The sequence below is a fragment of the Pseudaminobacter soli (ex Zhang et al. 2022) genome, assembly GCF_014595955.1.
GTDB classification, from domain to species: Bacteria; Pseudomonadota; Alphaproteobacteria; order Rhizobiales; family Rhizobiaceae; genus Kumtagia; species Kumtagia pseudosoli.
In genome coordinates, this window is sequence record NZ_JABVCF010000003.1 from 16,318 (window position 1) to 42,016 (window position 25,699).

26 protein-coding genes and 1 pseudogene are annotated in these 25,699 nt (G+C 63.6%); 12 read left to right on the top strand and 15 right to left on the bottom strand.

Features of this window, described 5'->3' with window-relative positions; all coding sequences use genetic code 11:
* Positions 1–21: 21 nt before the first annotated feature.
* Together HUI96_RS05945 and HUI96_RS05950 are read right to left on the bottom strand one after the other, a co-directional pair.
* A complete protein-coding gene (locus tag HUI96_RS05945; protein WP_337918005.1) occupies positions 22–699 on the bottom strand; it encodes a peptidoglycan-binding domain-containing protein in 678 nt (225 codons plus the stop codon).
* 46 nt (positions 700–745) lie between these two features.
* Entirely contained in the window at positions 746–2,527 is a 1,782-nt protein-coding gene (locus HUI96_RS05950; RefSeq protein WP_237683989.1) for a sensor histidine kinase, read from the bottom strand.
* A gap of 445 nt (positions 2,528–2,972) precedes the next feature.
* On the opposite strand from HUI96_RS05950, the gene HUI96_RS05955 reads away from it, so the two are divergent.
* Together HUI96_RS05955 and HUI96_RS05960 are read left to right on the top strand one after the other, a co-directional pair.
* On the top strand, positions 2,973–3,326 hold the full coding sequence (locus tag HUI96_RS05955; protein ID WP_188253740.1) for a DUF5330 domain-containing protein: 354 nt from the start codon (positions 2,973–2,975) through the stop codon (positions 3,324–3,326).
* A gap of 81 nt (positions 3,327–3,407) precedes the next feature.
* Complete coding sequence (locus HUI96_RS05960; protein ID WP_188253741.1) at positions 3,408–3,836, top strand: SufE family protein; 429 nt, start codon at positions 3,408–3,410, stop codon at positions 3,834–3,836.
* An 8-nt stretch (positions 3,837–3,844) separates the two neighbouring features.
* Here HUI96_RS05960 and HUI96_RS05965 read toward each other — a convergent pair whose 3' ends face one another.
* Both HUI96_RS05965 and HUI96_RS05970 read right to left on the bottom strand, forming a co-directional pair.
* Entirely contained in the window at positions 3,845–4,648 is an 804-nt protein-coding gene (locus HUI96_RS05965) for a DUF6456 domain-containing protein (RefSeq protein WP_237683990.1), read from the bottom strand.
* A 2-nt stretch (positions 4,649–4,650) separates the two neighbouring features.
* Entirely contained in the window at positions 4,651–4,941 is a 291-nt protein-coding gene (locus tag HUI96_RS05970) for a helix-turn-helix domain-containing protein (protein ID WP_237683991.1), read from the bottom strand.
* Between the two features lie 322 nt (positions 4,942–5,263).
* On the opposite strand from HUI96_RS05970, the pseudogene HUI96_RS30240 reads away from it, so the two are divergent.
* Positions 5,264–5,524: pseudogene (locus HUI96_RS30240) on the top strand (cytoplasmic protein); the annotation flags it as partial.
* A gap of 97 nt (positions 5,525–5,621) precedes the next feature.
* Here HUI96_RS30240 and HUI96_RS05975 read toward each other — a convergent pair.
* On the bottom strand, positions 5,622–6,056 hold the full coding sequence (locus tag HUI96_RS05975) for a MucR family transcriptional regulator (RefSeq protein ID WP_188253743.1): 435 nt from the start codon (positions 6,054–6,056) through the stop codon (positions 5,622–5,624).
* A gap of 692 nt (positions 6,057–6,748) precedes the next feature.
* Positions 6,749–7,057, bottom strand: a complete 309-nt coding sequence (locus HUI96_RS05980) for an SH3 domain-containing protein (protein ID WP_337918007.1) — start codon at positions 7,055–7,057, stop codon at positions 6,749–6,751.
* A 111-nt stretch (positions 7,058–7,168) separates the two neighbouring features.
* On the opposite strand from HUI96_RS05980, the gene HUI96_RS05985 reads away from it, so the two are divergent.
* A complete protein-coding gene (locus tag HUI96_RS05985) occupies positions 7,169–9,277 on the top strand; it encodes a S9 family peptidase (protein ID WP_188253744.1) in 2,109 nt (702 codons plus the stop codon).
* Between the two features lie 21 nt (positions 9,278–9,298).
* On the opposite strand, the gene HUI96_RS05990 is transcribed toward HUI96_RS05985, so the two are convergent.
* Positions 9,299–9,658, bottom strand: coding sequence for a winged helix-turn-helix transcriptional regulator (locus tag HUI96_RS05990; RefSeq protein WP_188253745.1), 360 nt, complete (start codon positions 9,656–9,658; stop codon positions 9,299–9,301).
* 102 nt (positions 9,659–9,760) lie between these two features.
* Here HUI96_RS05990 and HUI96_RS05995 point away from each other — a divergent pair, with 102 nt between their 5' ends.
* The gene (locus HUI96_RS05995; protein WP_188253746.1) at positions 9,761–10,465 is read left to right on the top strand and encodes a glutathione S-transferase family protein; all 705 of its coding nucleotides are present in this window, start codon (positions 9,761–9,763) and stop codon (positions 10,463–10,465) included.
* A gap of 22 nt (positions 10,466–10,487) precedes the next feature.
* Here the strand turns inward: HUI96_RS05995 and HUI96_RS06000 are convergent, their stop codons facing one another.
* From HUI96_RS06000 to HUI96_RS06015, 4 genes are all read right to left on the bottom strand, one after another.
* Positions 10,488–11,447 (bottom strand): cytochrome c, encoded by a 960-nt coding sequence (locus HUI96_RS06000; protein ID WP_188253747.1) that lies wholly within the window; start codon positions 11,445–11,447, stop codon positions 10,488–10,490.
* Between the two features lie 12 nt (positions 11,448–11,459).
* A complete protein-coding gene (locus tag HUI96_RS06005; RefSeq protein ID WP_188253748.1) occupies positions 11,460–11,897 on the bottom strand; it encodes a c-type cytochrome in 438 nt (145 codons plus the stop codon).
* Positions 11,898–12,048: 151 nt separating this feature from the next.
* Positions 12,049–12,648, bottom strand: coding sequence for a superoxide dismutase (locus tag HUI96_RS06010; RefSeq protein ID WP_188253749.1), 600 nt, complete (start codon positions 12,646–12,648; stop codon positions 12,049–12,051).
* A gap of 110 nt (positions 12,649–12,758) precedes the next feature.
* Positions 12,759–13,637 carry a branched-chain amino acid aminotransferase gene (locus HUI96_RS06015; protein WP_188253750.1) on the bottom strand — a complete coding sequence of 293 codons (879 nt, stop codon included), beginning with the start codon at positions 13,635–13,637 and terminating at the stop codon, positions 12,759–12,761.
* Positions 13,638–13,782: 145 nt separating this feature from the next.
* Between HUI96_RS06015 and HUI96_RS06020 the strand changes: the two genes are divergently transcribed.
* Together HUI96_RS06020 and HUI96_RS06025 are read left to right on the top strand one after the other, a co-directional pair.
* Positions 13,783–14,442: a haloacid dehalogenase type II gene (locus tag HUI96_RS06020; protein WP_188253751.1), complete on the top strand. Its 660-nt coding sequence runs from the start codon at positions 13,783–13,785 to the stop codon at positions 14,440–14,442.
* Between the two features lie 150 nt (positions 14,443–14,592).
* Positions 14,593–15,345: a L,D-transpeptidase gene (locus HUI96_RS06025; protein ID WP_188253752.1), complete on the top strand. Its 753-nt coding sequence runs from the start codon at positions 14,593–14,595 to the stop codon at positions 15,343–15,345.
* A gap of 341 nt (positions 15,346–15,686) precedes the next feature.
* Here HUI96_RS06025 and HUI96_RS06030 read toward each other — a convergent pair whose 3' ends face one another.
* Positions 15,687–17,243, bottom strand: coding sequence for a helicase HerA-like C-terminal domain-containing protein (locus tag HUI96_RS06030; protein WP_188253753.1), 1,557 nt, complete (start codon positions 17,241–17,243; stop codon positions 15,687–15,689).
* A gap of 213 nt (positions 17,244–17,456) precedes the next feature.
* On the opposite strand from HUI96_RS06030, the gene HUI96_RS06035 reads away from it, so the two are divergent.
* The 3 genes from HUI96_RS06035 to HUI96_RS06045 all read left to right on the top strand — a co-directional run bounded on the left by HUI96_RS06035 (position 17,457) and on the right by HUI96_RS06045 (position 21,238).
* Entirely contained in the window at positions 17,457–18,899 is a 1,443-nt protein-coding gene (locus HUI96_RS06035) for a methylmalonyl-CoA mutase subunit beta (protein ID WP_188253754.1), read from the top strand.
* Positions 18,896–21,019, top strand: coding sequence for a methylmalonyl-CoA mutase (gene scpA, locus HUI96_RS06040; RefSeq protein ID WP_188253755.1), 2,124 nt, complete (start codon positions 18,896–18,898; stop codon positions 21,017–21,019). The genes HUI96_RS06035 and scpA overlap by 4 nt, the downstream gene beginning before the upstream one ends.
* A 66-nt stretch (positions 21,020–21,085) precedes the next feature.
* Positions 21,086–21,238 carry a hypothetical protein gene (locus HUI96_RS06045; RefSeq protein WP_188253756.1) on the top strand — a complete coding sequence of 51 codons (153 nt, stop codon included), beginning with the start codon at positions 21,086–21,088 and terminating at the stop codon, positions 21,236–21,238.
* Positions 21,239–21,295: 57 nt separating this feature from the next.
* Here the strand turns inward: HUI96_RS06045 and greA are convergent, their stop codons facing one another.
* Positions 21,296–21,769: a transcription elongation factor GreA gene (gene greA, locus HUI96_RS06050; RefSeq protein WP_188253757.1), complete on the bottom strand. Its 474-nt coding sequence runs from the start codon at positions 21,767–21,769 to the stop codon at positions 21,296–21,298.
* A 105-nt stretch (positions 21,770–21,874) separates the two neighbouring features.
* Between greA and HUI96_RS06055 the strand changes: the two genes are divergently transcribed.
* Positions 21,875–23,248 carry a TIGR03808 family TAT-translocated repetitive protein gene (locus tag HUI96_RS06055; protein WP_188253758.1) on the top strand — a complete coding sequence of 458 codons (1,374 nt, stop codon included), beginning with the start codon at positions 21,875–21,877 and terminating at the stop codon, positions 23,246–23,248.
* A gap of 60 nt (positions 23,249–23,308) precedes the next feature.
* Here the strand turns inward: HUI96_RS06055 and HUI96_RS06060 are convergent, their stop codons facing one another.
* Positions 23,309–24,322 (bottom strand): asparaginase, encoded by a 1,014-nt coding sequence (locus HUI96_RS06060; protein ID WP_188253759.1) that lies wholly within the window; start codon positions 24,320–24,322, stop codon positions 23,309–23,311.
* A gap of 78 nt (positions 24,323–24,400) precedes the next feature.
* On the opposite strand from HUI96_RS06060, the gene HUI96_RS06065 reads away from it, so the two are divergent.
* Positions 24,401–25,189: a DUF3750 domain-containing protein gene (locus HUI96_RS06065; RefSeq protein WP_188254156.1), complete on the top strand. Its 789-nt coding sequence runs from the start codon at positions 24,401–24,403 to the stop codon at positions 25,187–25,189.
* Here the strand turns inward: HUI96_RS06065 and HUI96_RS06070 are convergent.
* The gene (locus HUI96_RS06070) at positions 25,183–25,692 is read right to left on the bottom strand and encodes a hypothetical protein (RefSeq protein WP_188253760.1); all 510 of its coding nucleotides are present in this window, start codon (positions 25,690–25,692) and stop codon (positions 25,183–25,185) included. The genes HUI96_RS06065 and HUI96_RS06070 overlap by 7 nt on opposite strands.
* Positions 25,693–25,699 lie beyond the last annotated feature (7 nt).

The following is a 25,699-nucleotide window of genomic DNA, read 5'->3' on the forward strand; positions in this document are numbered from 1 at the left end:
TGAAGACTGCAGCCCGCGCCCCTAATTGGTCAGCCCGATCTCCCGCATCTTTGCGTAAAGCGCCGGATTGGGCTCGCCGGTGACCGGCAGGCCGAAGATCGATTCGAACTCGCGGATCGCTGACCGGGTCCTCGACCCCAGTATGCCGTCGATCTCGACGCCGTCGTTGCCGAATGCCTTCAGCCCTGCCTGTACCTTCTTGGTCAGGGCAGTCTGATCCTGCGCCTCGCCCTCCGTCGATCCGCGCGGCGCAGGCTGCGGGACGATCCCCGAGGTCGTGGGCGTGATCCCGAGTTGCATGAGCAGTGCTTCGTCTATGCTTCCGGAATCGGGCAGTCCAACACTCTGCCGATAGGTCTGGATCGCCCCGGTCGTCGCCGGGCCGGGCAGGCCGTCCACGGCTCCCTGGTAGTGCCCGAGTTGCTTCAGCACGTCCTGCACCTGCATGGCGACCCTGTCGGCCACGGGCGCGGGCGGCGAAGCCTGGGGGCGTTCGATCAGGAAAGTGGTCTCCGGTTCCTCCTCCTGTGGATACTGGTCCGGCCGGACGAAATCGCGAGTCGCGAAAAGGGCGCTGCGATGAATGTGCGGCTGGTACCAGATCGCATTGGCCGAAACGTAGCAGAACGCCACCAGGAAAGCGGTAGACCCTCCCGCAATCATCGGATTGCGCGCGATCAGGGCGCCCAGCGACGCCATGCCGCCTGTCGCCCGGCTCGGGCGAGCCTTGGCCTTTGACTTGCGCTTAGCTGGCTTTGCGGAGCGCGCCATACTCGTAAACCCCGGACGAAACGGTCGGCAGCCGGAGGGTTGCGGTTTCCCGCTGCACCTGCGCCCCTCCCGGCCCTTGGATCGGAAGGGTGATGGTGACCTTAGTCCCCTTGCCCAATTCGCTGTCGATCGACATGGTGCCTTCGTGCAGAGCCACAAGGCCCTTCACGAGCGCCAAGCCGAGACCTGTCCCTTCGAAGTGCCGCGTATAATCGTTTTGCACCTGAGCGAAGGGTTCTCCGATGCGCTTCAGGTCGTCCTCCGCGATCCCAATCCCGTTGTCCTTCACCCAGAAATGCAGGCGGCTGCCGATTCGCTTTGCACTGAGCCTCACCTCGCCGCCGCTCGGCGTGAACTTGATCGCGTTCGACAGCAGGTTGATCAGCATCTGCTGCACCGCCCGGCGATCGGCGTTGACCTCGCCGGTCGAGACGGGGACGTCTGAGACGATCCTGATCTGCTTCGATTCCGCCTGCAGGCGCACCATGCCGTGGCAAAACGTGGCCGCTTCGTCGAAGCGGAACGGCTCAGGCGTCGTCGCATAGGCTCCCGCCTCGATCTTCGACACGTCGAGTATCGAATTGACCACGCCGAGCAGGTGATTGCCGGCCTCGCGGACGATCTGGAGGTGCTCCTTCTGCCTCGGATCGGAAAATGAGCCGTGCACCTCGCAAAGCAGCATGTCGGAGAAGCCGATGATGGAGTTCAGCGGCGTGCGCAACTCATGGCTGACTGCGGCAAGGAAACGGCTCTTGGCCACCTCCAGTCCGGCATTCGCCTCCCTGGCGGCCGCCAATGCGTCCCGTAGCTCAGCGATCTCGGCATTGTCGCGGATGAAGCCAGTGAACTTCTCAGTTCCCGTGTTGATCATCTCGATGACCAGCGGGCGATACCGCGTCGAGGGCTGCTCGCCTGAGGCAGGCAGCCGCAGCCTGACTTCCACCTTTCGCCGGGCCGCTCCTTCGCGCAGGTCGGCCAGCGCACACAGGAAGCCAACACGGTCGGCGACATGGATACGGTCGAACAGACCGGTGCCGATCAGGAGATCCGGATCCACCCCAAGCAGGTCGCGCGCCGACGACGCAATGTCGGCGAGTTCGCCACCGGGCGCGAGGCGGACCTCGATCCTGTCCTCGTCCGTTTCCGGCTGGCTGGGCGCGCGGACAGTGCCACTCTCTTGGAGCGCAGCCGACTTCATCCGCGGCAGGACCAGACCGGCATAGGCGAGCGGCAGCAGCCAGTGCCAGGCAGTCGGGGAACCGCCAACGGGCAGGACGTTCGAGAAGATCGCTTGCAGCACGAGGCAGCCCAGCATTGCCGCGAAGCCCATGCCGAGCGTCTGTCTGTTTCGCGTCGCGAGCCAGGCTTCCGCCGGAAGAGCGGCCGCTAGAAGCGCGACTGGCGACGAAAGTCCGCCAGCCCCTGCAATGAAAAGGGCGAAGTGCGCAGCCCCGAGCAGAAGCACCACGGGAAGTGTCAGCGCCACGTTGCGGGAGGCGCCGAGGACGAGAGCAAGTATGCCGCAAAGGCAGAACGTGCCTGCCATGAGGCCGAAAGTCACCACGCTGCCAATGCTTGCCGGCAGCAGTATCCATGCCGCCGCGGACAGGAAGAACGGACCGGCGAGGAGCAGTCCCATCACACGGCGCTGCTCGCCCCGCGCCTCAGCATCTACCACGCTGGGATGGACAAGCCGGTCGCAGGCAAACGCTAAAGCGCGCTTCAGGTCGGCAAATCTGGGTGCTGGCAAACTCAAATCAACGCTTCCGCCATTGTCCGCTTCGCGGATCGATCTTGTTGGTAGGACCCTCGCATCCAGCCTTTAAGGAATGAATAAAAGCCGCCCTCAACCCGGCAGCCCTGATAGCCGAATCCGGTCGAAAGCTTCGGTTCGAGCGGGCGAATTCGTCCCATAGTAAACAGCGGGTTTTCTCTCCGGACCGGTCGAATCAATGATCTGCCTGGCAGGATAGGGGTTCCGGCAAAACGCAGGCACCGCTTCGCCGGCCGTATGGTTAATGAAGGGTTAATACCAACAACAAAAGCGAAATGTTCGCCCAGGGCGGTATATCCTTAAATATCTACTACAATCACACTCAAAATGCGGCTTTCCGATTCAATCAGATTTTTGCCTCCTCGTGCCATGATCATGTGAGGTTCAACCGGACATGCCTGTCCGGGAACGGATCGGGGTCGGTCGAATGGGTTTTCTTCTACGTATCGCTTTCTGGTTCTCGCTCGTGCTGCTCGTGCTTCCCTTCGACGCCGGGGTGGAGGGCCAGCCACAGGAGCGCGTGGGACCGATCGAGACCTTCTTCGCCGCCCGGGACGCCATTGCGGACCTGTCCGGCCTCTGCGAGCGCAAGCCGGAGGTCTGCGAAGTCGGACGCGCCGCCATGAACACGGTGGGTGTCAGGGCGCGTGAGGCCGCTCGCATTGCCTACGACGTGCTCGATGAGAACTTCGGCCAGACCGATCAGGCCGTGATGACCGGCGGCATCGAGAAGATCATCGAGGAGGCGGACAAGCCCGAACCTCCGCCCTCGCAGCCTTGATAGTCACGAGCCTCGCGCCGACCTTCTGAAAAGCGATCATTTTCCGTGACGTCGAAGGCTCGCGCGCCTATATCCGGGTCAATGAACGAGACCATTCAAAGCATCATCGACGACTTCGCCTTCCTGGACGAGTGGGAAGACAGGTACCGTTATGTCATCGAGCTCGGCGAAGCGCTCGCACCGTTCCCCGAATCGGCTCGCGATGCCGAGCACAAGGTGCCGGGCTGCGTGAGCCAGGTCTGGCTTGTCTCCAAGCGCGGCGAAGGCTCTGACCCTGCCATCGCCTTCCTCGGCGATTCGGATGCGCATATCGTGCGCGGGCTGGTGGCCATCATGCTCGCGCTGTTCTCCGGTCGCCCGGCCAGCGAAATCGTCGAGACCGACGCCGAGGGCCTCATGCGTAAGCTCGGTCTCGAGGAGCACCTAACCCCGCAGCGAGCCAACGGGCTCCGCTCCATGATCAAGCGCATCAAGCGCGACGCCCAGGAAGCGCTCACCGAGCGCGTCTGACGAACCCATCAGCCAAGTTGGGGCCGATAGTCCTCGGCGCCCCAGTGCAGCGTCCGCGGCCTTACCGCTCCCACCGGCGCGGGGTTGTAGTGACGGGCTAGCATCGCCAGCGCGGTTTTCAGCAGCATCTTTGCAGACCGGACAGGCCAGGCGCGTCCACGCTCCACCGTCTCAAGCCCCTTGAGGAAGCAGCACACATCGATGAGCAGGCCTGAAAGCTCTGGCCCGACTGCTTTTAGCGCCCGTTCCACCCGCATGCGGGCGGCCAGCGCCGCATCGGTAAGGTCGGCAATGCCGCTCCCCTCGCCTCTTCGGCCGGGTGCGACGCTCGCCTCCCAATTGGCACCGAGGCGCGGCATGATTCGCCCACGCGTAAAATCTCTGCGTAGCCGCTCGCCGGCCTCGAATTCGGCCCGCGTCAGGAACGGACGCCCGTCCTTGCCCTTCAGCCGCACCAGGACCGCCAGAGGCGATTCGGACAAGTTGATCTCGGCAACCGATTCTTCAGCGCCATCGCCTATCATGGCGTCTGCAAGGTCTCGGTGTTGTCGCTGGAACGGGTCTGCCGCCGCCTCAGTTCTCGCCATTGCCTTCAGTCCCGCCTCGGTCACTTGAACCGTCGCGTTCCGCCGGCGGATCGATCCATCGCTCGCCATTTTACCCAACAGCATCGCGGGTACCGAGATCGCTCCCTTCCCGTTGCGGAGCAGCAGGGATTGAGGATTGGCCGAGGTCTCCACGGTTGCCGCTCCAGCGACAAGCAGCGAAAGCACCCGTGCTTCGGTTTTGCGGCTGGTTCCGGTGGACTGCATGCTCACGCCTCCAGCCGGCTCTTGAACGCGGCGATCGCCACCCGCTCGGTGGTCATTACCGTGCGGTCGAACTCATCATCGTCGCGAAGATCCTCGATGAGGTGACAGGCGTGTCGCACGGTCGTTCGGTCACGCGCGAAGCAGCGACCGACCTCCTGCATGCTGATGCCAAGCGTGACATGGCTCACATACATGGCGATCTGGCGCACCCGTGCCACATCCGTCCCGCTGCGCCCAGACCGTCGCAGTTCCTTGCTGGAGACGCTGTAAAGCGCCGCGCAAACGTCGATCATGCCCTCGCACACCTCCATTACCCGCTCTTCGCGCCTGCCGGAGCTACCCGGGGTCGCATCTGAGGCTTCGGGCCCTGCTGGTTGGGCCGTCTCTCTCGCCAAAGCTGTCTTGAGCCCCACCCGACGCCTCCCATAGGAATTTCTTCCTTATAGCAAGAGACCCTCAGACTGGGAACAAACCAAGTACGATAAATGAACTGCGGAATTTCTTGAGCCTTGAGAACACTGCCTTTTTTGGCTTTGGACCTCGCTGCGCGGGGCGATTCTATCCCCGCTCCAGGCACTGCGGCTAGCCTGACGGCAAAGAAGCCGCGGAGCCGATATGTCAGCCTTGAACGATGAAATACGGGAGTTCCTGAGTGCGAAGGACGCTGCCCGTGACGAAGCCGCGCAACGCGCCGCTCTCCAACTCGCCTGCGGCATCGACCTCGACGCGCTTCGCACCTCGACGCCGCCTGCCAGGGCGGAGGCGCTCAGATCGATCGAACGACGGCTCCAACGCGAGCGGATGAAGGGGTTGGCCGGGCATTGGAGCTATGATCTCAACCGCCACATAGCTCTGAAGCAGGCTTATGACTGCCTTGCGGCGCAGGACGCATCGCAAGCGGGTCACCGGAATGCTAGAAACAAGAACGGCGCCCCAAGGCGCCGTTCAAGAAGAATCATTGTCGGTGCTCAGGTCAACGAGCGGCAGCAGCCTTGCGCTTGCGACCCAGGCCCATCTTCTTCGCCAGTTCCGAACGCGCGCTGGCGTAGCTCGGAGCAACCATCGGATAGGAGGGATCGAGGTTCCACTTCTCGCGATACTGTTCCGGCGTCAGGTTGTAGTGCGTCATCAGGTGGCGCTTCAGCGACTTGAACTTCTTTCCGTCCTCGAGACAGATGATGTAGTCGTCATGCACCGAACGTTTCGGGTTGACGGCGGGCTTCTGCTTCTCGACGACGGGCTGATCCACAGGACCGCCGACGCGGCCGAGTGCGGCATGCACATCCGCGATCAGGTTGGGCAGTTCGCCAACCGGAACCGGATTGTTGCTGACATAAGCAGCCACAACGTCTGCGGTGAGTTCGATCAGCATTTCATCGTTTTTGGAAGCGAGATCGGTAGCGTCCATATTATTCGAGCCCCAAGAGAGAGTGGTATTGTGCCCTGTCTTGTTCAGTCGCAGGGCTTCGGGTGACTTGACGCGAGCGGGTACCGCCGCGACTCTCGTGCAGTTGACTAAATGGGGCGGTTCGAAAGTCATGTCAATAGAATCTGGGGCCTTTATTGGGAGCAATTCCAGTGCGCCCAAATGTTGCAGGGGATTCTCTTGCAGACGCTCTGGTTGAAGCCAATGTCGCACGTCCATTCTGTGGATATTGACCCAACGGCATTGACAACAGGGCCCGTGGACAAGGGCCGATACTAGGCGGTTGCCAGCGACTAAACTCTGTCTTTGCGGACCCGCTATGTCGCGGTTTTTTCAACGTTAACAGCTTATTCGAATGCGATTTTGTCCGCCAGTAAAAGTGCCGCGCACGTAAAATAGATCTAATTAGAATCGAATTATCTCAAGAAGAGATTCGGGCTCCCGGATTCACCCTTGCGCGGCATACCCAGCCTGCACCTGTCACAACCTGAAGGAGTTGCCGCCGGCACGCGACAGGGATCGGCGGCGGTGCCGCAGTAACGCGGCTTTGAAGCGGCAGCAAGGCCGTTCGTCGCCGTTCCGTATCAGCCACTCTTGTGGAGCCAGACAATCAGTGCGGCGTAATGTAGCGGCCGTAAATCCAGCCAGAAACGAAGTCGCCGTTGCGCGCCGGGTCATGCCATATCTCGCACCACTGATAGCGCACCGCAGCCTTTTGCTTCCAGGCGGGGCTCTCCTGCGATGTCGAAAAGGTTAACGCCGCCCGTGCAGCGGCCGGTCATCTGAAGCACTGTCCCGCTCGGATAGGCCGCTTGCTTCCGAGAGTTTGAGGCAGGGTATTTGCGGACATTCAATACGTCCCCAAAGCCGACATTGGTGACTTCCCAAGCCGTGAATGTGCTCGCCTCCGCCCTGGCGGCGAAGAATGCAATTGTCGATGCAAGTGCAGTCGCAATGACGGTTGTCACAAGGCTGTTCCGCATTACCCTCCTCCAGTGTACGAGATCACAGCCCGATCCTGCTGTCGGGCGGCTGAACGCAGGTCGAACCGGCCATTCACGCGGCATTCACATCGTTCTTACCCGAGTCCCCTCATGAGCAAGACATTTCAAGCCGTTCCCGCTCCGACAACGCTGGAGCGCCCAACAACGGACACTCACCTCGGCATCACGCGCACTGACGAGTTCGCCTGGCTGCGTGCCGAGAACTGGCAGGATGTCTTCCGCGATCCCTCCCTGCTCGATCCCGCCATTCGCGCACAGTTGGATGCGGAGAACAGATATCAGCAGGCGCTGACGTCGGATCTCGAAGGTCTCCGCGGAAAACTGTTCGAGGAGATGAAGGGCCGGATCAAGGAAGATGATTCGTCGGTGCCCATGAATGACGGACCGTTCGCTTACGGCTCGTCCTACAAGAAGGGCGGAGAACATCCGCGCTTCTTCCGGAAACCCCGCGGAGGGGGCTCCGAGGAAATCATCCTCGACGGCGACCACGAAGGTCAGGGCAAGGCGTATTTCCATCTGGGCGGCTTCGATCACTCCTCGGACCACCGCCGGATCGTGTGGAGCTACGACGACAAGGGATCGGAATTCTTCACCTTGCGCACCCGCGATCTTTCGGCGGGTCGTGACCTTCCCGACATTATTTCCGACACGGCGGGCTCCGGCGTCTGGGACGCTGAGAACGAAGGCTTCTTCTATACGCGCCTCGACCAGAACCACCGGCCGTCGAAGATCTTCTATCACCGCCTGGGCAACGACCCTGTTCAGGACCGGCTTGTCTTCGAGGAGACCGATCCCGGCTTCTTCATGAACGTCGGCGGCACGCGCGATCACCGCTGGATCATCATCGGCATCAACGATCACGAGACGACGGAACACCTGATCATCGACGCGAAGAATCCCGGCTCGGAACCCAAACTGGTTCAAGCGCGGGAGACCGGAGTGCAGTACGATCTCGAGGAGGGCGGAGACGTCTTCTTCGTGCTGACGAACGTCGATGGCGCGAAGGATTTCAAGATCATGACCACGCCCGTCGACGATCCGCGCCGGGAAAACTGGTCGGAACTCGTGCCCCATGAGCCGGGCCGGATCATCCTGTCCATCTTCGGCTTCAAGGACTTCCTCGTCCGGCTGGAGCGCAAGGATAGCCTGCCGAGAATCGTCGTGCGCGACCGCAAGGATGGAAGCGAGCACGTCATCGCCTTCGAGGAGGAGGCCTATTCGCTGGGGCTCGCAGGCGCGCTCGAATACGACACCGAGATCGTGCGGTTTTCCTATTCCTCGATGACCACCCCATCGCAGGTATTCGACTACAATATGCGCACGCGTGAGCGCGTCCTCCTGAAGACGCAGGAGGTGCCCTCCGGCCACGATCCGGATCACTACGTCACGCGCCGTCTGATGGCGCCATCACATGACGGCGAGTTGGTTCCGATCTCCCTTCTTCATCACCGCGACACCCCGCTGGACGGCACGGCGCCCTGCCTTCTCTACGGCTACGGCGCCTATGGCCTGGCGGTCCCTGCCGCCTTCAACACCAATTGCCTGTCGCTGGTCGACCGCGGCTTCGTTTATGCCATCGCCCACATCCGGGGCGGCAAGGATAAGGGTTACGCCTGGTACGAGGACGGAAAGCGCGAGAAGAAGACGAACACCTTCCTCGATTTCATCGCCGCGGCCCGCCACCTGGTCCAGGAGCGCTACACCGCGCATGACCGCATGATCGCGCAGGGCGGCTCGGCCGGCGGCATGCTGATGGGGGCCGTCGCCAACATGGCGCCCGAGGCTTTCAGCGGGATCATCGCGGAGGTGCCGTTCGTCGACGTGCTTTCCACCATGCTCGACGACACGCTGCCGCTCACACCGCCCGAATGGCCGGAATGGGGCAATCCGATCGCTTCCGCCGAGGACTACCGGACGATCGCCGCCTACTCGCCTTACGACAATGTGGGCGCGAAGGATTACCCGCCGATCCTGGCCGTCGCCGGGCTCACCGACCCGCGCGTGACCTATTGGGAGCCCGCGAAATGGGTGGCTCGGCTACGCAAGCTCAAGACCGACGACAACCCTATCCTCTTCAAGATCAACATGGACGCCGGCCACGCCGGCGCCTCCGGCCGCTTCTCGCGGCTGGAGGAGATCGCCTACAACTACGCCTTCACGTTGAAGGTGGCGGGCAGGGCCGCGGCGGAACCGGCGTAGTGATTCTTGCGACGCAAACGATCAGGCAGCCGTTTCGCACGGCAGGTCCTGGTCGTGGCGTCTCGCAGGTCGAGGACGCACCTCCTCCCACCAGTTCCCAAGCGCGTCGACCAGCGGCACCAGCGACAATCCGACCGCTGTCAGATCGTATTCGACGCGCAACGGATAGCCCGGATAGGCCGTCCGCCTGACAATGCCGGCGGCTTCGAGCTTGCGCAATTCGAGCGTAAGGATGCGATGCGAGACCGTCGGATTGTCGCGGCGAAGCTCGTTGAACCGCCTGGTGCCATCCTTCAGGTAGTAGATCAGCAGCGTCGGCCAGCGCCCGCTCAGCACCCGCATAACATCCTCGATGGGACAGTTGGATACGGTGTCCTTCATCCGGCGCTCCTGGTTACAAGTTTGTGCGTAATTTACGCGAGGGCCCGCTGTTCATAGATCAGTTCCGCTGCGCAGCGCGATTTGAAATCACGGAGCTAAACTATGGACCCCATTCTGATCTATGGCTTCCCTGCGGGGAGTTCCATGGGCCTTGTCGCCGCGTTCGAGCAGATGGCGCTGCCTTATCGCCTGTGTCGCGTCGACATGCTGCACGACATGAAGAACAATCGCTACAGCCGGATCAACGGTCGGCAGGAAACACCTGTTCTGATCACGGACGATGGGCACACGCTCACCGAGACGATGGCGATCATCCGTTGGATCGAACGACAGGACGTCCATCGTCGGATCACATTCGACCCGAAATCCTCGGAAGCGGATCGGATGTACCAGTTCGCGGCATTCGTAAATACCGGCTTTACCGCTGCGTTCAGTCCCCTCTGGACGGCCTACGAGATCCAGGACGGCGACCCCGCTTATGTCTCCTCGCTTCGCAAATACGGGCGCAGGATCGTGGCGGAACGCCATCAGCGGCTCGAAGCCATGCTTCCGGAGAGCGGCTTGTGCATCGGGGATCGCCTCACCTTGGCCGACACCACGCTGATCGGCGTGGCGCGTTGGGCGGAATTCCATGACGCGGCGGAGGCCGGCGACTATCCAAAGCTGTCGGCATTGCGCCGGCGGATCGAGGCGCAGCCGGCCGTCCAGTTTGCAATGGCGATCGAGGCGGGGAAGTCACCGGACGGCTGCGGCGCTTTCCTGGGGCATGTGCCCCTGGACGAAGTCATCGATCGCTTCGGATCGTAGGCCGACCATCGCTCGACAGGGGCTATTGTCCAGCGCCTGTCGTTTGCGGGGCCGGATACCCATTCGGCCTCGGCGGCGCAGCCTTGAGATAGGCGGCGATCGCCGCGCGGTCGTCCGCGGTCAGGCGCGCCATGTTCTTTTGGACTTCCACCATGGAGCCGCCGACCGAATCGAAGTCGGGCGTGAAACCGGTCTCCAGATAGTAGGCGATGTCGCCTTCCGACCAACTGCCTATGCCGCCCTCGCCGCTGGTGATGTTCGAAACGGTGCCCTTGCCCTCCGCGGCCACGGCGCCGGCCAGCCATTGGTCCTTCCTTGTGCCGCCCAGGAAATCCCGCGGCGTGTGGCATTCGCCGCAGTGTCCCGGCCCCTCGACCAGGTAGCGGCCGTGAAGAACGTTCTCCGGCGTTCCGTCCGGCAATGCGATCACCGGATCGCTGCCGAGGTAAAGCCGCTTCCACAGGCCGATCCCGCGCCTGACTGTGAGCGGAAAACTTAGCGTGTGATGCGCCGTCTGCCCGGACACCGCCGGCAGTGTCTTCATGAAAGCGAAGAGGTCGGCCACGTCCGACGGCGCCATACGCGCGTAGGACGCGTAGGGAAAGGCGGGGTAGTAGTGGTGGCCTGAAGGAGAGACCCCCTTCAGCATCGCGTTGGCGAAATCCGGGAAGGACCAGTTGCCGATCCCGTCCTTGGGGTCAGGCGAGATGTTTGGCGCGACGAAGGCGCCGAAGGGCGTCTTCAGTTCCAGTCCGCCGGCAAGCTGCAGGCGAGCGTCTCCCTGCGACCCCGGGCGGGCGTGGCACGACGTGCAGCCGCCGGCCCAGAAGATGCGCTCGCCCCGCGCCGCATCTCCTGAGCCTGCTTCGGCAAGGTCCGTTTCCCTTAGCCGCTCGGGTTCGGTGAGAAACCAGAATGCTGCCGCGCCGGCAATGGCCAGAACGACGGCTCCAGCGACTACCTTCGAGAGTACCCTCCTCATCCGGTTTGCGGCTTAGTCCTTCTTCTGGCGGAATTTTTCGTGGCAGTTGCCGCATTCCGGCCCAATGATCCCCAACTGCTGCTGCAGCGCGGCGACGTCAGCCGGCGGATTAGCCGCTGCAGCGGCAACGTCGGTCTTCAGTTTGTCGGCTGAGGCCACGAAACCGTCCCAGTCCTCCCAGATCTTGGGCAGGGCTGCCGACTTCTCGCTTGTGCTTCCTTCGGGGAAGAGCGCGGCGACATCGAGCTTCTGGACCCGCTCGTTGAGGGTGGCCAGCGCCTCTTGCATCTGCGCCGCGTCGAATGGCTTCTCGCCCTTGGCCACCGGAACAACCTGTCCCAGTGCCTGGCCGAACGACTTCATCAGCGCCTCTCTCTCCTTGATCGGATCGGCGCACGCGACCGCACTGGAGAAGGTGAGCAGGGAGACTGCAAGCAGAAGTTTCTTCATCGGACACCCTTTGGTTGAACGTTTCCAGAGACAGGAACGTTCAACTTGCATCAGTTCTTTCCGGCGATAACTTCACGCTTTCGTGAGCAGCTGCCCTGTCCAAATGAAAAAGCCCCGGCGGACCGGGGCTTTAGCTATCTGACAGACCGGATCAGCGGGCCTTCTCGTAACACTCGAGCACGTAGTCCCAGTTGATCAGATTGTCCACGAACGCCTCGAGATACTTCGGCCGGGCGTTGCGGTAGTCGATGTAATAGGAGTGCTCCCAAACGTCGACGCCGAGGATCGGCGTCGCGCCGTGCACCAGCGGGTTCTCGCCGTTCGGGGTCTTGGAAATGGCGAGCTTGCCGTCCTTGACCGAAAGCCAGGCCCAACCGGAGCCGAACTGCGTCGTGCCGGCATTGATGAAGTCGGCGCGGAACTTGTCGTAGCCGCCGAGATCGCTGTCGATCGCCTGCTGCAGCGCGCCCGGCAGCTTGTTGCCGCCGCCGCCCTTCTTCATCCACTTCCAGAAGTGGATGTGGTTGTAGTGCTGGCCGGCATTGTTGAAAAGGCCCGGGTTCTTGCCGTAGGACTGCTTCACCACCTCTTCGAGCGACAGGTTGTCCATGCCGGCTTCTGCGGCAAGCTTATTGCCGTTATCGACATATGCCTTGTGGTGCTTGTCGTGGTGATATTCCAGCGTCTCCTTCGACATGTAGGGCTGAAGCGCCTCGTAGTCGTAAGGCAAAGGGGGTAGTTCAAAGGCCATCGTAGTACTCCCTCGTTTGAGCAAGAAATCCGGCTTTCCGCGCCGGACGAACACCGGCCGCAACCCCACCTTCAAACAACGTAGGGCGCGTATCCGTTCCTTCTAGCCGCTCAGGCGGCTGAAGTCGAATGCGCCCAATCCCAGTAGAGCTCCCGCGCCTTTCGCGCGATCGGGCCGGGCTGAAGGTCGCGATTCTCGATGCGGGTGACCGGGACAACCTTCGAATGATTCCCTGTCGAGAAGACTTCGTCGGCCTCCATGAAGTCGGCCACGGTCAGCGTCTTCTCGATCGTGCGGAAGCCATAGTCGGCAAGGAGCGACATGGTCCGCGACCGGGTGATGCCGGAGAGGAACGTCCCGTTCGGCGCGGGCGTGAACACCTGCCCGTCCTTCACCAGGAAGATGTTCGACGATCCGGTTTCCGCGACGTTGCCGAGCATGTCCAGCACGAGCGCGTTGTCGAAGCCGCGCTTGCGCGCTTCCATGATGGCGCGGCCGTTGTTCGGATAGAGACAGCCGGCCTTTGCATTCGTCGGCATGGTCTCGATCGTCGGCCGGCGGAACGGCGACACGGTCAGCGAGAAGCCGCTCGGCGCGATCATCGGCGCCTCGTAGAGGCAGAGACAGAAGCGGGTCGAGTCGGGATCGGCGGGGACGCCCATGTAGCCGCCGTGCTCGGCCCAGTACATCGGTCTGACATAGATCGCCGTCTGGCCGTCGAACTTCTTCACCCCGTCCCGGGTGAGGCCGACGATCTCCTCGACCGGCATGGTCGGGTTGAGCCCGAGCGCTACCGCCGAGGCGTTCACGCGCAAGGAATGGCGGTCGATATCCGGCAAAAGGCCTTCGAACCATCGGGCGCCGTCGAAGACGCTGGAGCCCAGCCAGAAGGCATGCGAGCGCGGGCCAAGAAGGGCGACGTTGCCTTCGTACCAGTCGCCGTCGACATAGGTCCAGGTGCGGGTCTGCGCGCTCGTTGCAAGGCTCATGGCATCTACCTCCTTCGGGCCGCGCATCGAAAGCGCCTTTGAGCGGCCGCGTCAACCGCCAGCGGGTCCAAAATTTGTGATGCCACAACTCACGGCAGAGCCAATTCGTTCTTGATTCCGAAGAAGCGTTGGAGGACCAAGAAGCATGCGCCACACGGCCTACGTCTTCGATGCCTACGGCACCTTGTTCGATGTGCACGCTGCGGTGCGCCGGCAAGCCGAGCGGATCGGCCCTGACGCGCAGCGTCTCTCCGAGCTCTGGCGCGCCAAGCAACTGGAATATTCCTGGATCCGCACCATGATGGGCGCCTACCAGGATTTCTGGTCGCTCACAGAACAGGCGCTCGACTTCGCACTCGCCAGTCTTAAGATTGGCGACGCCTCGCTCCGCGCGGATCTCCTTTCCGCCTACTGGACCCTCGACTGCTACCCCGAAGTGCCGCACGTATTGAAGGGACTAAAAGCCTCCGGCGCCCGGCTGGCGATCCTGTCGAACGGCTCGCCGGCCATGCTCGCCGCAGCCGTCAAATCGGCCGCCCTGGATGGCGTGATCGACGAGGTGTTTTCGGTCGATCCCGTCCGACGGTTCAAAACCGATCCCGCCGTTTACGACCTCGTGACCATGGGCTGGCGCCTTTACCCCAATGCGGTTTCGTTCCAGTCCTCCAACCGCTGGGATGTGGCAGGTGCGACGAAATTCGGTTTCCGCACCGTTTGGATTAACCGGTCCGGCCAACCGGATGAGTATCGCGATTTCGAGCCGGCGCTCATTCTCCCATCACTCGAAGGACTTCTCACCGCCTGACTATCTGTGGCGCATTTGCCACGAATGGCTCAGCGTACATTTGACTCATCGCCCGTCCGCGGGGAACCGTGTATCTCCGTCCAACATTGCAGACCTATTTGACGCCGCCTGCCTTATTCCTGCCGGTTGGCCGATGAGGATGGAACAAGCATGCCGATCGAACCCTCGACCAGCCTATTGATCTCGCGCCGTGGCTTGTTGGGAGCGGCTGCCGCCGGAGCCACCTCGCTTGCGCTCTCGGCCTGCGCATCGGCGCCGCGCGTCGCGGGATTCGTCGAACCTGCGCCGCCGCAGCCAGAAATCGTCGAGTTCGGCAGCCATGCCATGATGTATGCTCCGATCGAGGATGGCGGGTTCGAACTTCCGGGCGTCCCGACCACCAAGATCGATCCGCAATTCCTGCGCCAGGTCGTCCCGGATCCGACCGGCGAGGCTCCGGGAACGATCGTCGTCGATACCTCTTCGCATCATCTCTACCTTGTCCGCGAGGGCGGACAGGCGATCCGCTATGGCGTCGGCCTCGGCCGCGAGGGTTTCGAGTGGTCGGGCCGCGGCGTCATCCAATGGAAGCAGGCCTGGCCGCGCTGGTTCCCGCCGGAGGAGATGATCGCCCGTCAGCCCAACCTCGAGCCTTACCGTGCGCGGCAGATTCCGGGAAAGAACGAGTGGGAGGGCGGCATGCCGGCCGGGCCGCAAAACCCGCTCGGTGCGCGCGCCCTCTACATCTTCCAGAACGGCGAAGACACGCTTTATCGCCTGCACGGCTCGCCGGAATGGTGGTCGATCGGAAAGTCGGTCTCGTCCGGATGCGTGCGACTCATCAACCAGGACATCATCGATCTCTACGACCGCGTTCCGGATCAAACCCCGATCATGGTGACGGCCGGCGCCGGCTACGCGTGACCGTTTACGTATAGGCCTGAGCTCTCCCGATTAGGGCTGCTGTCTCTCATTTGCCATCCGGACATCTCTGCCCTTGGGAGCGGTGCGATCGCAAATCGTCGATTACCCCCTCATCCGGCCGCTTCGCGGCCACCTTCTCCCAGTTGGGGAGAAGAGGGAACGCGCCGAGTTCGGCGATCTCCTCTCCCCGCCGGGGGGGCCGCCGAGCGAAGCGGAGGCGGGGTGAGGGGGCACATGGTGTATACGCAATGGCCCGCCATACGCGTGGTGCGAGGGCCGGGCGCCTTTTCGCCAACCACCAGGTCGCCCGAGGCGGGTCCCACTGGCCTGGACGCGCCTCCTCAAAACCCCTTCTTCAGCGAGCCCAGAATGCCGCGGACAAGCGCTCGCCCGAGCGAGGACCCGGCCGAACGGACCACCGATTTGATCGCGGCCTCCGTTACCGTCTGTCGATTCGAGGACCGCGGCGCCGGCGTGCGCCGTGGCTTCCCGCCGTCTCCATAGCGATCTGCATCGCCGAAATCGGGCAGGCTCCAGCGCGAGCGGCCGCTCTGCTCGCCTTCACGCGCCGCAGCATCCGATTCGGCGCTATGCGCCCGCTCGGCGGAGCGCTTCAGGATCTCGAACGCCGACTCTCGATCGATTATCTGGTCGTACTGCCCGGCGACTGGGCTTTCCTGGATAATTTTGCGCCGCTCCTCGGGAGTGATCGGCCCGACGCGCGATGCGGGAGGCCGCATCAAGGTCCGCTGCACCATGGAGGGGATGCCCTTCTCCTCCAGCGTGGAAACCAGCGCCTCGCCGACTCCCAGTTGAGTGATCGCGGTGGCGCAGTCGAAATCCGGATTGGGGCGGAAGGTGTCGGCCGCCGTCCTCACGGCCTTCTGCTCGCGCGGCGTATAGGCGCGAAGCGCGTGCTGGACGCGGTTGCCGAGTTGCGCAAGCACCGTCTCCGGAATGTCGAGCGGGTTCTGGGTAACGAAATAGACGCCGACGCCCTTCGACCGGATCAGCCGCACCACCTGCTCGACGCGGTCGACAAGAGCCTTGGGCGCTCCGTCGAAAAGCAGATGCGCCTCGTCGAAGAAGAACACCAGCTTCGGCTTGTCCGGATCGCCGACTTCCGGAAGCTCCTCGAACAGTTCCGACATGAGCCAGAGCAGGAAGGTCGCGTAAAGGCGCGGGTTCATCATCAGCTTGTCGGCAGCAAGCACGTTGACCGCTCCGCGCCCGTCCCGGGTCGTGCGCATCAGGTCGGAGATGCGCAGCGCCGGTTCGCCGAAGAAATGACCGGCGCCCTGCTGTTCGAGGATAAGCAAGCTCCGCTGGATCGCGCCGACCGAGGCCTTGGTGATGTTGCCATAACGGGCCGAGATCTCGTCGGCACGCTCGGCAAGATTGGCCAGCAGCGCCTGCAGGTCCTTCATGTCGAGGAGAAGGAGCCCCTCCTCGTCGGCGATGCGGAAGGCGATGTTGATGACGCCCTCCTGCGCTTCGGTGAGGTTCATCAGCCGCGACAGGAGAAGCGGCCCCATCTCCGACACGGTGGCCCGTATCGGATGGCCCTGCTCGCCGAAAAGATCCCAGAAGATCACAGGAAATTCCTGGAACTCGTATGGCTCGAACTTAACTGCCTCGGCGCGCTTAGTGAGGAAGTCCTTGGCCTCCCCTATCATGGCAATTCCGGATAGATCGCCCTTGATATCGGCGCAGAACACCGGAACGCCGGCATTCGAGAATCCCTCGGCCAGGACCTGCAGGGATACCGTCTTGCCCGTGCCGGTCGCGCCGGTAATCAGCCCGTGGCGGTTTGCATATTTGAGGAGAAGCTGCTCAGGCCGCTGGTAGGTGTCGTCCGGCTTGCGGCTTGCGCCGAGGAAAATGGCACCGTCGGTCATGACTCGCGATACTCCGTTTCCGCGCGTCGCGGTATTATGCGGCTCGCCATTGGTATAAGGCCGCGGGCCATGATGCTACAATCTTGCCGCAGCGATATGCCAGACTTCTGTCGGGCTTGCGCTTGGGTCCGCGGTTTGGCAATCGAGGCGGTCCCCACGGATTTCCGGCGCGATCATCTCTCATGATGCTACCGCCTGGGAGGAGTGACGAGCATGAACCTCCACGACCTTATCCAGGAGTCCGGGTTTCCTCCCGCCGACCGGTCGCGCTGGGCTGCTCTGGCCGAGAAGGCGCTCGCCGGCGCGTCGTTCGAGGAATCTATGGTCGGCCGCACCGATGGCGGCTTGCGCATCAGCCCGATCGAGGAGCGTCGAAAAAACCCCGTCCCGCTGTCCCGCCGAAAGCCGGCTCTGCCCTGGACCATTGTCCAGCGCTGCGACGACACCGACCCGGATCGCGCCAACCGCCAGGCACGTGAGGATGTGGAGAACGGCGCGACCGGCTTGGCGCTCATCTTCGAAGGCGCCCCGAACGCCTTCGGCTACGGCCTGCCGGACCAACCCGACACGCTGAACCGAGTTCTCGATGGCATTCCGCTCGACAGGATCCACCTGCGGGTCGATGCCCATCCGTCCAGCCGGGCAATGGCAGATCGCCTTGTCGCCTTCCTGATGGAGAAGCGCGTCGATCCCGCGAAGCTCAATCTTTCATTCGGCATCGATTCCGCCGCGGTGTTCGCCGGCACCGGGCGTTTGCGCATGTCGATCGAGGCGCTGCAGGCCTCGATGCCGCAATCGCTCGCTCACTTCTTCGCGATGGGCGTTCCAGGTGTCCTGCTGGAGGCTGACGGGCGGGTGTTCCACAATGCCGGCGCCACCGAAACGCAGGAACTCGGGGCCGTGCTGGCGGGCGGAGTGGCGCATCTGCGCCTGTTCGAGGAGGCACGGCAGGCCCTGATCTATGCCGCGCCCTATATCGGCTTCGCGCTTAGCATCGACCAGGACCAGTTCATGGGCATCGCCAAGGTCCGGGCGCTCAGACTGCTGTGGCAGCGAGTGCAGGAGGTCGTATCGACAAGGCCGGCACGAGCGATAATCCATGCCGAGACCTCGTACCGGATGATGACGTCGCGCGATCCCGAGACAAACATTCTCCGCACTACCCTTGCTGCTTTCGCGGCCGGTGTCGGCGGAACTGACTCCATCTCGGTCCTTCCCTACACGGTTGCGCACGGACTGCCGGAACACTTCGCGCGCCGGGCCGCGCGCAATACCCAACTGGTGCTCGCCCGCGAAAGCCGCATCGACTTCGTCGCCGATCCGGTCGCCGGCTCGGGCAGCATCGAGTCCTTGACCGACACGCTCTGCGAAGCTGGGTGGGCCGAGTTCCAGAAGATCGAGCGCGAAGGTGGGCTGCTCAGGAGCCTGGAAGCGGGCCTGCTGCAGGGCCGCATCATCGAGGCGCGCGACCAGCGCTCCGTCGAATACAGGGCCGCCAGGCGCGCTATCGTCGGAACGACCCTGTTTCCCACCGCCGAACAGCCGCCTTTCGAGACCCTGCCGAGCGCCCGCCGCGAGCCTCCGAGCGACGGCACGGTGTTCTGCCGCAGGCTCGATTCGGCGCGCATCGACGAACTGGTCGGCACAGACGCATGATCCCAGAATTTTCTGAAATCGGCTGGAAGCGGCCGAAGCTTGCCGCACCCGCAAAGGACAGCGCCGTCTGGACCACTCCCGAAGGACTTGCGATCAGGCATTTCTACGGCGAAACCGATCTCGCCGGCCTTCCGGGGCTGGACACCTGGCCAGGCATTCCGCCTTACGTCCGCGGCCCCTACCCCACAATGTACGTCCAGCAGCCCTGGACGATCCGGCAATATGCCGGCTTCTCGACCGCCGAGGAGTCGAACGCCTTCTACCGGCGCAATCTCGCGGCGGGCCAGAAGGGTCTCTCGGTCGCCTTCGACCTCGCCACCCATCGCGGCTACGACAGCGACCACCCGAGGGTCGCGGGGGATGTGGGCATGGCGGGGGTCGCGATCGACTCCATCCTCGACATGCGCCAGCTCTTCGACGGCATCCCGCTCGGCGAAATGACCGTTTCGATGACCATGAACGGCGCGGTCCTGCCCGTCATGGCGCTCTACATCGTCGCGGCGGAGGAGCAGGGCGTCGCCCAGAATGACCTCGCCGGCACCATCCAGAACGACATCCTCAAGGAGTTCATGGTCCGCAACACCTACATCTATCCGCCGAAACCCTCGATGCGGATCGTGTCGGACATCTTCTCCTACACCTCGGCCAACATGCCGAAGTTCAATTCGATCTCGATCTCCGGCTACCACATGCAGGAGGCCGGGGCGACGGCGGACCTGGAACTCGCCTACACCATCGCCGACGGCATCGAATATGCACGCGCCGGCGTGGCCGCCGATCTAGACATCGACCGCTTCGCGCCTCGCCTCTCCTTCTTCTGGGCGATCGGCATGAACTTCTTCATGGAAGTCGCCAAGCTGCGGGCCGCCCGCCTGATCTGGGCGGCGCTGATGCAGAAAAATTTTTCGCCGAAGGACCCGCGGTCCCTGGCGCTGCGCACCCACTGCCAGACCTCGGGCTGGTCGCTCACCGCGCAGGATCCCTACAACAACATCATGCGTACCATGATCGAGGCGATGGCGGCCACGCAAGGCCATACCCAGTCGCTTCACACGAACTCCTTCGACGAGGCGCTGGCGCTGCCGACCGACCATTCGGCACGCATCGCCCGCAATACCCAACTCATACTGCAGAAAGAGTCCGGCACGACCCGCTTCATCGACCCTTGGGGCGGATCGGCCTTCGTCGAGCGGCTGACGCAGGACCTCGCCGAGAAGGCGCTCGGGCACATCGACGAGGTCGAGCATCTCGGCGGCATGGCCGCTGCCGTGGAGAAGGGTATTCCCAAGCTCAGGATCGAGGAGGCGGCCGCACGCACGCAAGCGCGCATCGATTCCGGCGAGCAGCAGGTGATCGGCGTGAACGCCTACCGTCCGCACAGGGAGATCGACGTCAACGTCCTGAAGATCGATAATGCCGAGGTGCGCGCCCGCCAGCTCTCAAAACTGCAGCAACTGAAGGGCACGCGCGACGTGCAGGCGGTCGAGAAGGCGCTGGACGAACTGACCTCAGCCGCCCGAAGCAACGTCAACCTGCTCGAGTTCGCGATCCGCGCCGCCCGGGCGAAAGCGACGGTCGGCGAGATCTCGCTGGCGCTGGAAAAAGCCTTCGGCCGGCATGTCGCCGAGGTACAGACGATTTCAGGCGTCTACCGCCAGTCGATCGGCGAGAACGAAGTCGCCGACCGCGTCCATACCAAGGCAAAGGCCTTCGAGAAGGCGACCGGCTCGAAGCCGCGCATCCTGGTTGCCAAAATGGGACAGGACGGCCACGACCGCGGCCAGAAGGTGATCGCCACCGCCTTCGCCGACTTGGGCTTCGACGTGACCGTCGGCGCCATGTTCCAGACGCCGGAGGAGGTCGCCAAGCTCGCGGATGAGCATGACGTCCACATCATCGGCGCGTCGTCTCTGGCGGCCGGCCACCTGACTATGGTCCCCGAGCTTAAGGAAGCGCTGAAGAAACTCGGCCGCGAGGACATCCTGATCGTGGCCGGCGGCGTCATCCCGCCCCAGGATTACGATGCGGTCCGCGCCGCAGGTGCAACAGAGATCTTCCCGCCCGGCACGGTCATTCCGGAAGCGGCGGAGAGGTTGTTGGAGAGGTTGGCAAACGCCTAACTCCTGACCGTCGCCTGATGTAGAGTCACGTGGTATTGTGAGCGCCGACGATTGGGATCGCTCTCAATGACCAGCAAAACCGTGAAGGACATCAGGCAGGTCGAAGCTGCCCGTACCGTTATGGATCGGTATACTGCGGCTCTCGAGGCGCTTGCGGGCAAGGACGACGCTGCGGAAGAGCGGCTTCGCGTCAGCTCGAAACGGCGCGTAAGCGGATGAGGAAGTATCAATCGGAATATCGCGAACTGGCTAGATAGCTTCCGCTTGCATCAGCCCTCAGCCGGCCTTGATCGCCACGATCTCCCATTCCTTGCCGTTGACCGTCGCGATCTCCCCTTCCCCCTTGCCGAACAGGGCCTGCGCCATCGGCGAGACGTGGCTGATCTTGCCTTGCGACGCGTCGGCCTCGTCCTCGCCGACGATCGTCCAGGTGTGCTGCTTGCCGTCCGGCCCCTCCAAGGTCACCGTCATGCCGAAGCGCACCACGTCCGAATCCGGCTCCGGCACGGAAAGCTCCGCTGTTTCGCGCCTCGCCGTCCAGTAGCGCAGGTCCCGTGAAACGCGCGCAATGTATTCGCGGTCGGCCGACCGCTCGGCCTCGCCGAGTTGCTCGCGGAGCTCCGCAAGGGCGGCCTCGATCTGCGCCAGGCCGGTCTCGGTGACGAGATTGCGATGCGGGCTGACCGGCCGCTCTCCGATGTCGGCCAGCACGTTCTCGTTGTCGTCTTGACGCGTGAAAGCTCTGCTCATCGCGCCAGCCTATGCCTTCGCTGGCGGGCCGGCAACATGATAACGTTCATCCGGCCTCTGGCACGGATCATGCTTTGTTGAACGGGCAACCGGAAACCCGTGCCGATGCTGAACAGACGCGCATTCCTGGCGGGCTCGGCCAGCCTTGCCGCCACCGGCCTCGCCGCCGCCCAGCCCTCGCCCGCGCCGACCACCATCGAACTCGCCTCCCTTCGAGGCTCCATCAATGCCGCCGAGTACGGCCTGGCTCCCGGCACGCTCGACGACCAGAGCCACGCCTTCTCGCGCATGCTCGAAAGGGCGGCGGCCTCCGAGGCGCCGGTCTTCCTGCCGCCTGGCACCTATCTCGTCTCGAACATCAAGCTGCCGCCGAAAGTGCGGCTCGCCGGAGTGCCCGGGGCGACGCGTATCCTCTACGGCGGCGACGGCTATCTTCTCATGGCGGAGAACGCCCAGCACATTGAACTCACCGGGCTCGTGCTCGACGGAGCAAACCGCTGGATCGCCGACTATGCGCAAGGGCTCGGCGACTTCCGGCGGGTGGCTCATCTGGTCGTCGACAACTGCCAGGTCATCGGCAGCGGCAGCAACGGATTGGCGCTGGAGACCGTCTCGGGCCGCATCGAGCGATCGATCATCTCCGGCGCCGCCGAAGCTGGACTCTACTCGGTGGAGGCCGGGCGGCTGCAGATCACCGGCAACTCGGTCCTCGACTGCGCCAATGGCGGCATCCTGGTGCATCGGTGGCAGGCGGCCGACGATTTCACCATGGTCACCGGCAACCGCGTCGAGCGGATCGCGGCAAGGCGAGGCGGCACCGGCCCCTACGGGAACGGCATCAACGTCTTCCGCGCCGACAAGGTGATCGTCTCCGCCAATTCGGTCGCCGACTGCGCCTTCTCAGCCATTCGCGCCAACAGCTCCGGCGACATCAACATCAACAACAACATCTGCGTGCGCAGCGGCGAGACGGCGATCTACGCCGAGTTCGCCTTCCAGGGCGCGGTGATCAGCGCCAATACGGTGGACGGCGCCGCCAACGGCATACACGTGGTCAACTACAACGAGGGCGGGCGGCTAGCGGTGGTCAGTGGCAATATCGTGCGCAACCTGTTGACCTCTGGCCCCTACCCCTCTGACCCGCCCGGCTTCGGCGTCGGCATCTCGGTGGAAGCCGACACGACGGTCGTCGGCAATGTCGTGGAGGCGGCGCCGCTCTACGGCATCATGCTCGGCTGGGGTCTTTACATGCGCAATGTGACCGCGACGAGCAACGTGGTGCGGGAGGTAGGAACGGGGTTCGCGGTCAGCGTCGTTGAGGGCTCCGGCTCGGCCGTCATCACCGACAATGTCGTCGAAGGGGCCAAGGCGGGCGCAATTGTCGGCTACCGCTGGAGCGATCCCGTGACCGCCGACCTGGCTCGTTCCGGTGGCGCGGACTATCGACACCTCACCGTCGAGCGCAACCATGTGAGTTGAGCCGGTGAACCAGCAGCCGCGCTCACTCAGTTGATGCAGCCTCGGCGGATTCCTCTATCTTCAGACGCCTTCCGCCAGCGGCCCGGCCGGGCGGATCACGCCAACGGTGACGCCCCTTCGGTTCAGCACCGGCGGATTTGCCAGCGCCCATATCTTGCGCGCTAGCTCCTCATCCTGCTTCAGCAGCCGGGCAAGCACGGCAGCTATCACAGCGGACGCGGCGCGCCCCGCTCCATCGTCGCATTTCAGCGCAATACCCAGTCCCAGTTCCGGCAGCGCGGCGCAATAGACCCCTTCCGCCCCAATCTTGACGAAGATGCGTCCGGGTGCCGCCTCCATCAGCCGTGTGTCGGCCTCGCCGGTGCCCGACGTGAAGACCGGCTCAGCCATGCAGGCCGCAAGCAACCGTTTGGCGGCCTCTGCCCGCAGCGGTGAAAGCCCCTGCCCTGTCGCCATTCGCGCAAAGCCGAGCGCGAGGCTTCGGATCGGCACCGCATAGGTCGGGATGGAACAACCGTCCGTGCCCATATTGTCCAGACCGTGCACCGCGCCGGTGACGCCTTCCATCGCTTCCCGCACGAGTTCCTGTTCGGGATGCCCATAGGCGACATAGCCGCGATGCTCGATCCCGAGATGCCGGCAGGTGCAGAGGAAGCCCGAATGCTTTCCGGAGCAGTTATTGTGCAGGCCGCTCGGCTCTTTCCCCGAGCGCGCAAGCGCCACGAACGACTCGTGGTCGTACGGCCAGTGGACGCCGCATTCGAGCGCCGACTCGTCCAGCCCGGCTTTGCCCAGCATGAAGGCCGCCCGCTCCACATGCGCCGGCTCGCCCGAATGCGAGGCGCAGGCCATCGCCAGTTCCCTGTTGCCGAAGCCGTAGGCGTCGGCCGCGCCGCTCTCGACCAGCGGGAGCGCCTGGATCGACTTCACCGCCGAGCGGGGGAAGATCGGCTGGTCCACCTCGCCGATCTCGAGCACCATCTTCCCGCCGGCGTCGACGACGGCCATTGCGCCGCGATGCCTGCTTTCCACGATCTGCCCGCGCAGGACTTCGATCAAAATGGGATTCGCCATGATTTCACCACCAATATGACTTGCACTGTACGCAAGGGCGTCACCTCCGTAATGCGCCAAACCTCCGTGCTTCGCCAGATGCGTCTCGCGTTTCTGCTCGTCCTGTTTGTGTTCCTGGTCTTCATCATGCCGGCAGTCGCCGCAATCGGCTGGTGGGCGATGCAGGATCGACCTTCTTCCTGGCGCGAGGCGGACTGGAAGGCGACGGGCCTTCTGCCCGACCCGAAATCCGACCGGGGGGCACGCATCTACATTCTGGCGGCACGCACCGGTGGACTTAAGGGGGCTCTCTCGGTCCATAGTTGGATCGTGACCAAGGCGGTGGGCGCCGACACCTACCAGCGCTACGACAAGGTGGGATGGGGCTCGCCGGTGCGCCACAACGCCTATCCGCCGGACGGGCGCTGGTATTCGAACATGCCGACGATCATAGGCCAGGTCTCGGGCGAACGGGCCGAGAAACTCCTGGCCCGCGTGGAAGCTGCTATCAAGAGCTACCCCTTCTCCCACCCGGGCGACTACAAGATCTGGCCGGGACCGAACTCGAATAGCTTCGTCGCCCACGTGGTCGCCGCAGTGCCGGAACTCGGGGCGAGGATGCCGCCCAATGCGGCGGGCCGCGACTATGCGCCCGGATGGGCGTCGCTGACCTGGTCGCGCCCGGGCTGGGACGTCCACGCCACGCTCGGCGGCTATCTCGGCTTTGCCGTGGGCGCGGTCAGCGGCCTGGAGTTGCACTTCATGGGCCTCGTGGCCGGCGTGGATCTCGCCGACCCGGCACTGAAGATCCCGGGTTTCGGCCGCCTTTCCCTATCCTGGGAGGCCTCAGCCGATGAAGGCGACGCACCGGACGGTCTCGCCTACTGATCGAACGCGTCGCTCAGGATTTCTCGCAAGGTGTAGGAGTCGCCGCCATCCGCCGCGCCTGGGAAGCGAATGTCGTCGATCAGCATCTTGCCTTCCACAAGAGTAAGGATCAGCGTGTCGGTCCAACTCGCCTCAGGCGCGGCAGCGATCGCATAGGTCACGGGCGCTTCGGTGATTCCGGCTTTTGCAACCGGCTCGTCCGGTACGCAGGTGTCGGGCTTGTCCGGAAAGGACTGATACGGGATGCCGTCGCCGAAGGGAGGCTTCTCGTCTGGCTGGGCCTGTGCGATGGCCCGGCTGCGCTGCTCCGCCTCCTCGACCAGCTTCAGCAAGGCCGGCGTGAGCAGTGGCTTCACCTCCGTGTCGTTCCCCGCCATCCGCGTCGCACAGAAGGCGGCGGTCAGCTCTGCCGCGGTGCTCTGCGCCCACGCATTAGCCACCGTCATCGACACGACCATAACGCCGGCCGCAAGGGCAGCGGCAAGCCTTGCGGCCACGGACATTCCAGAT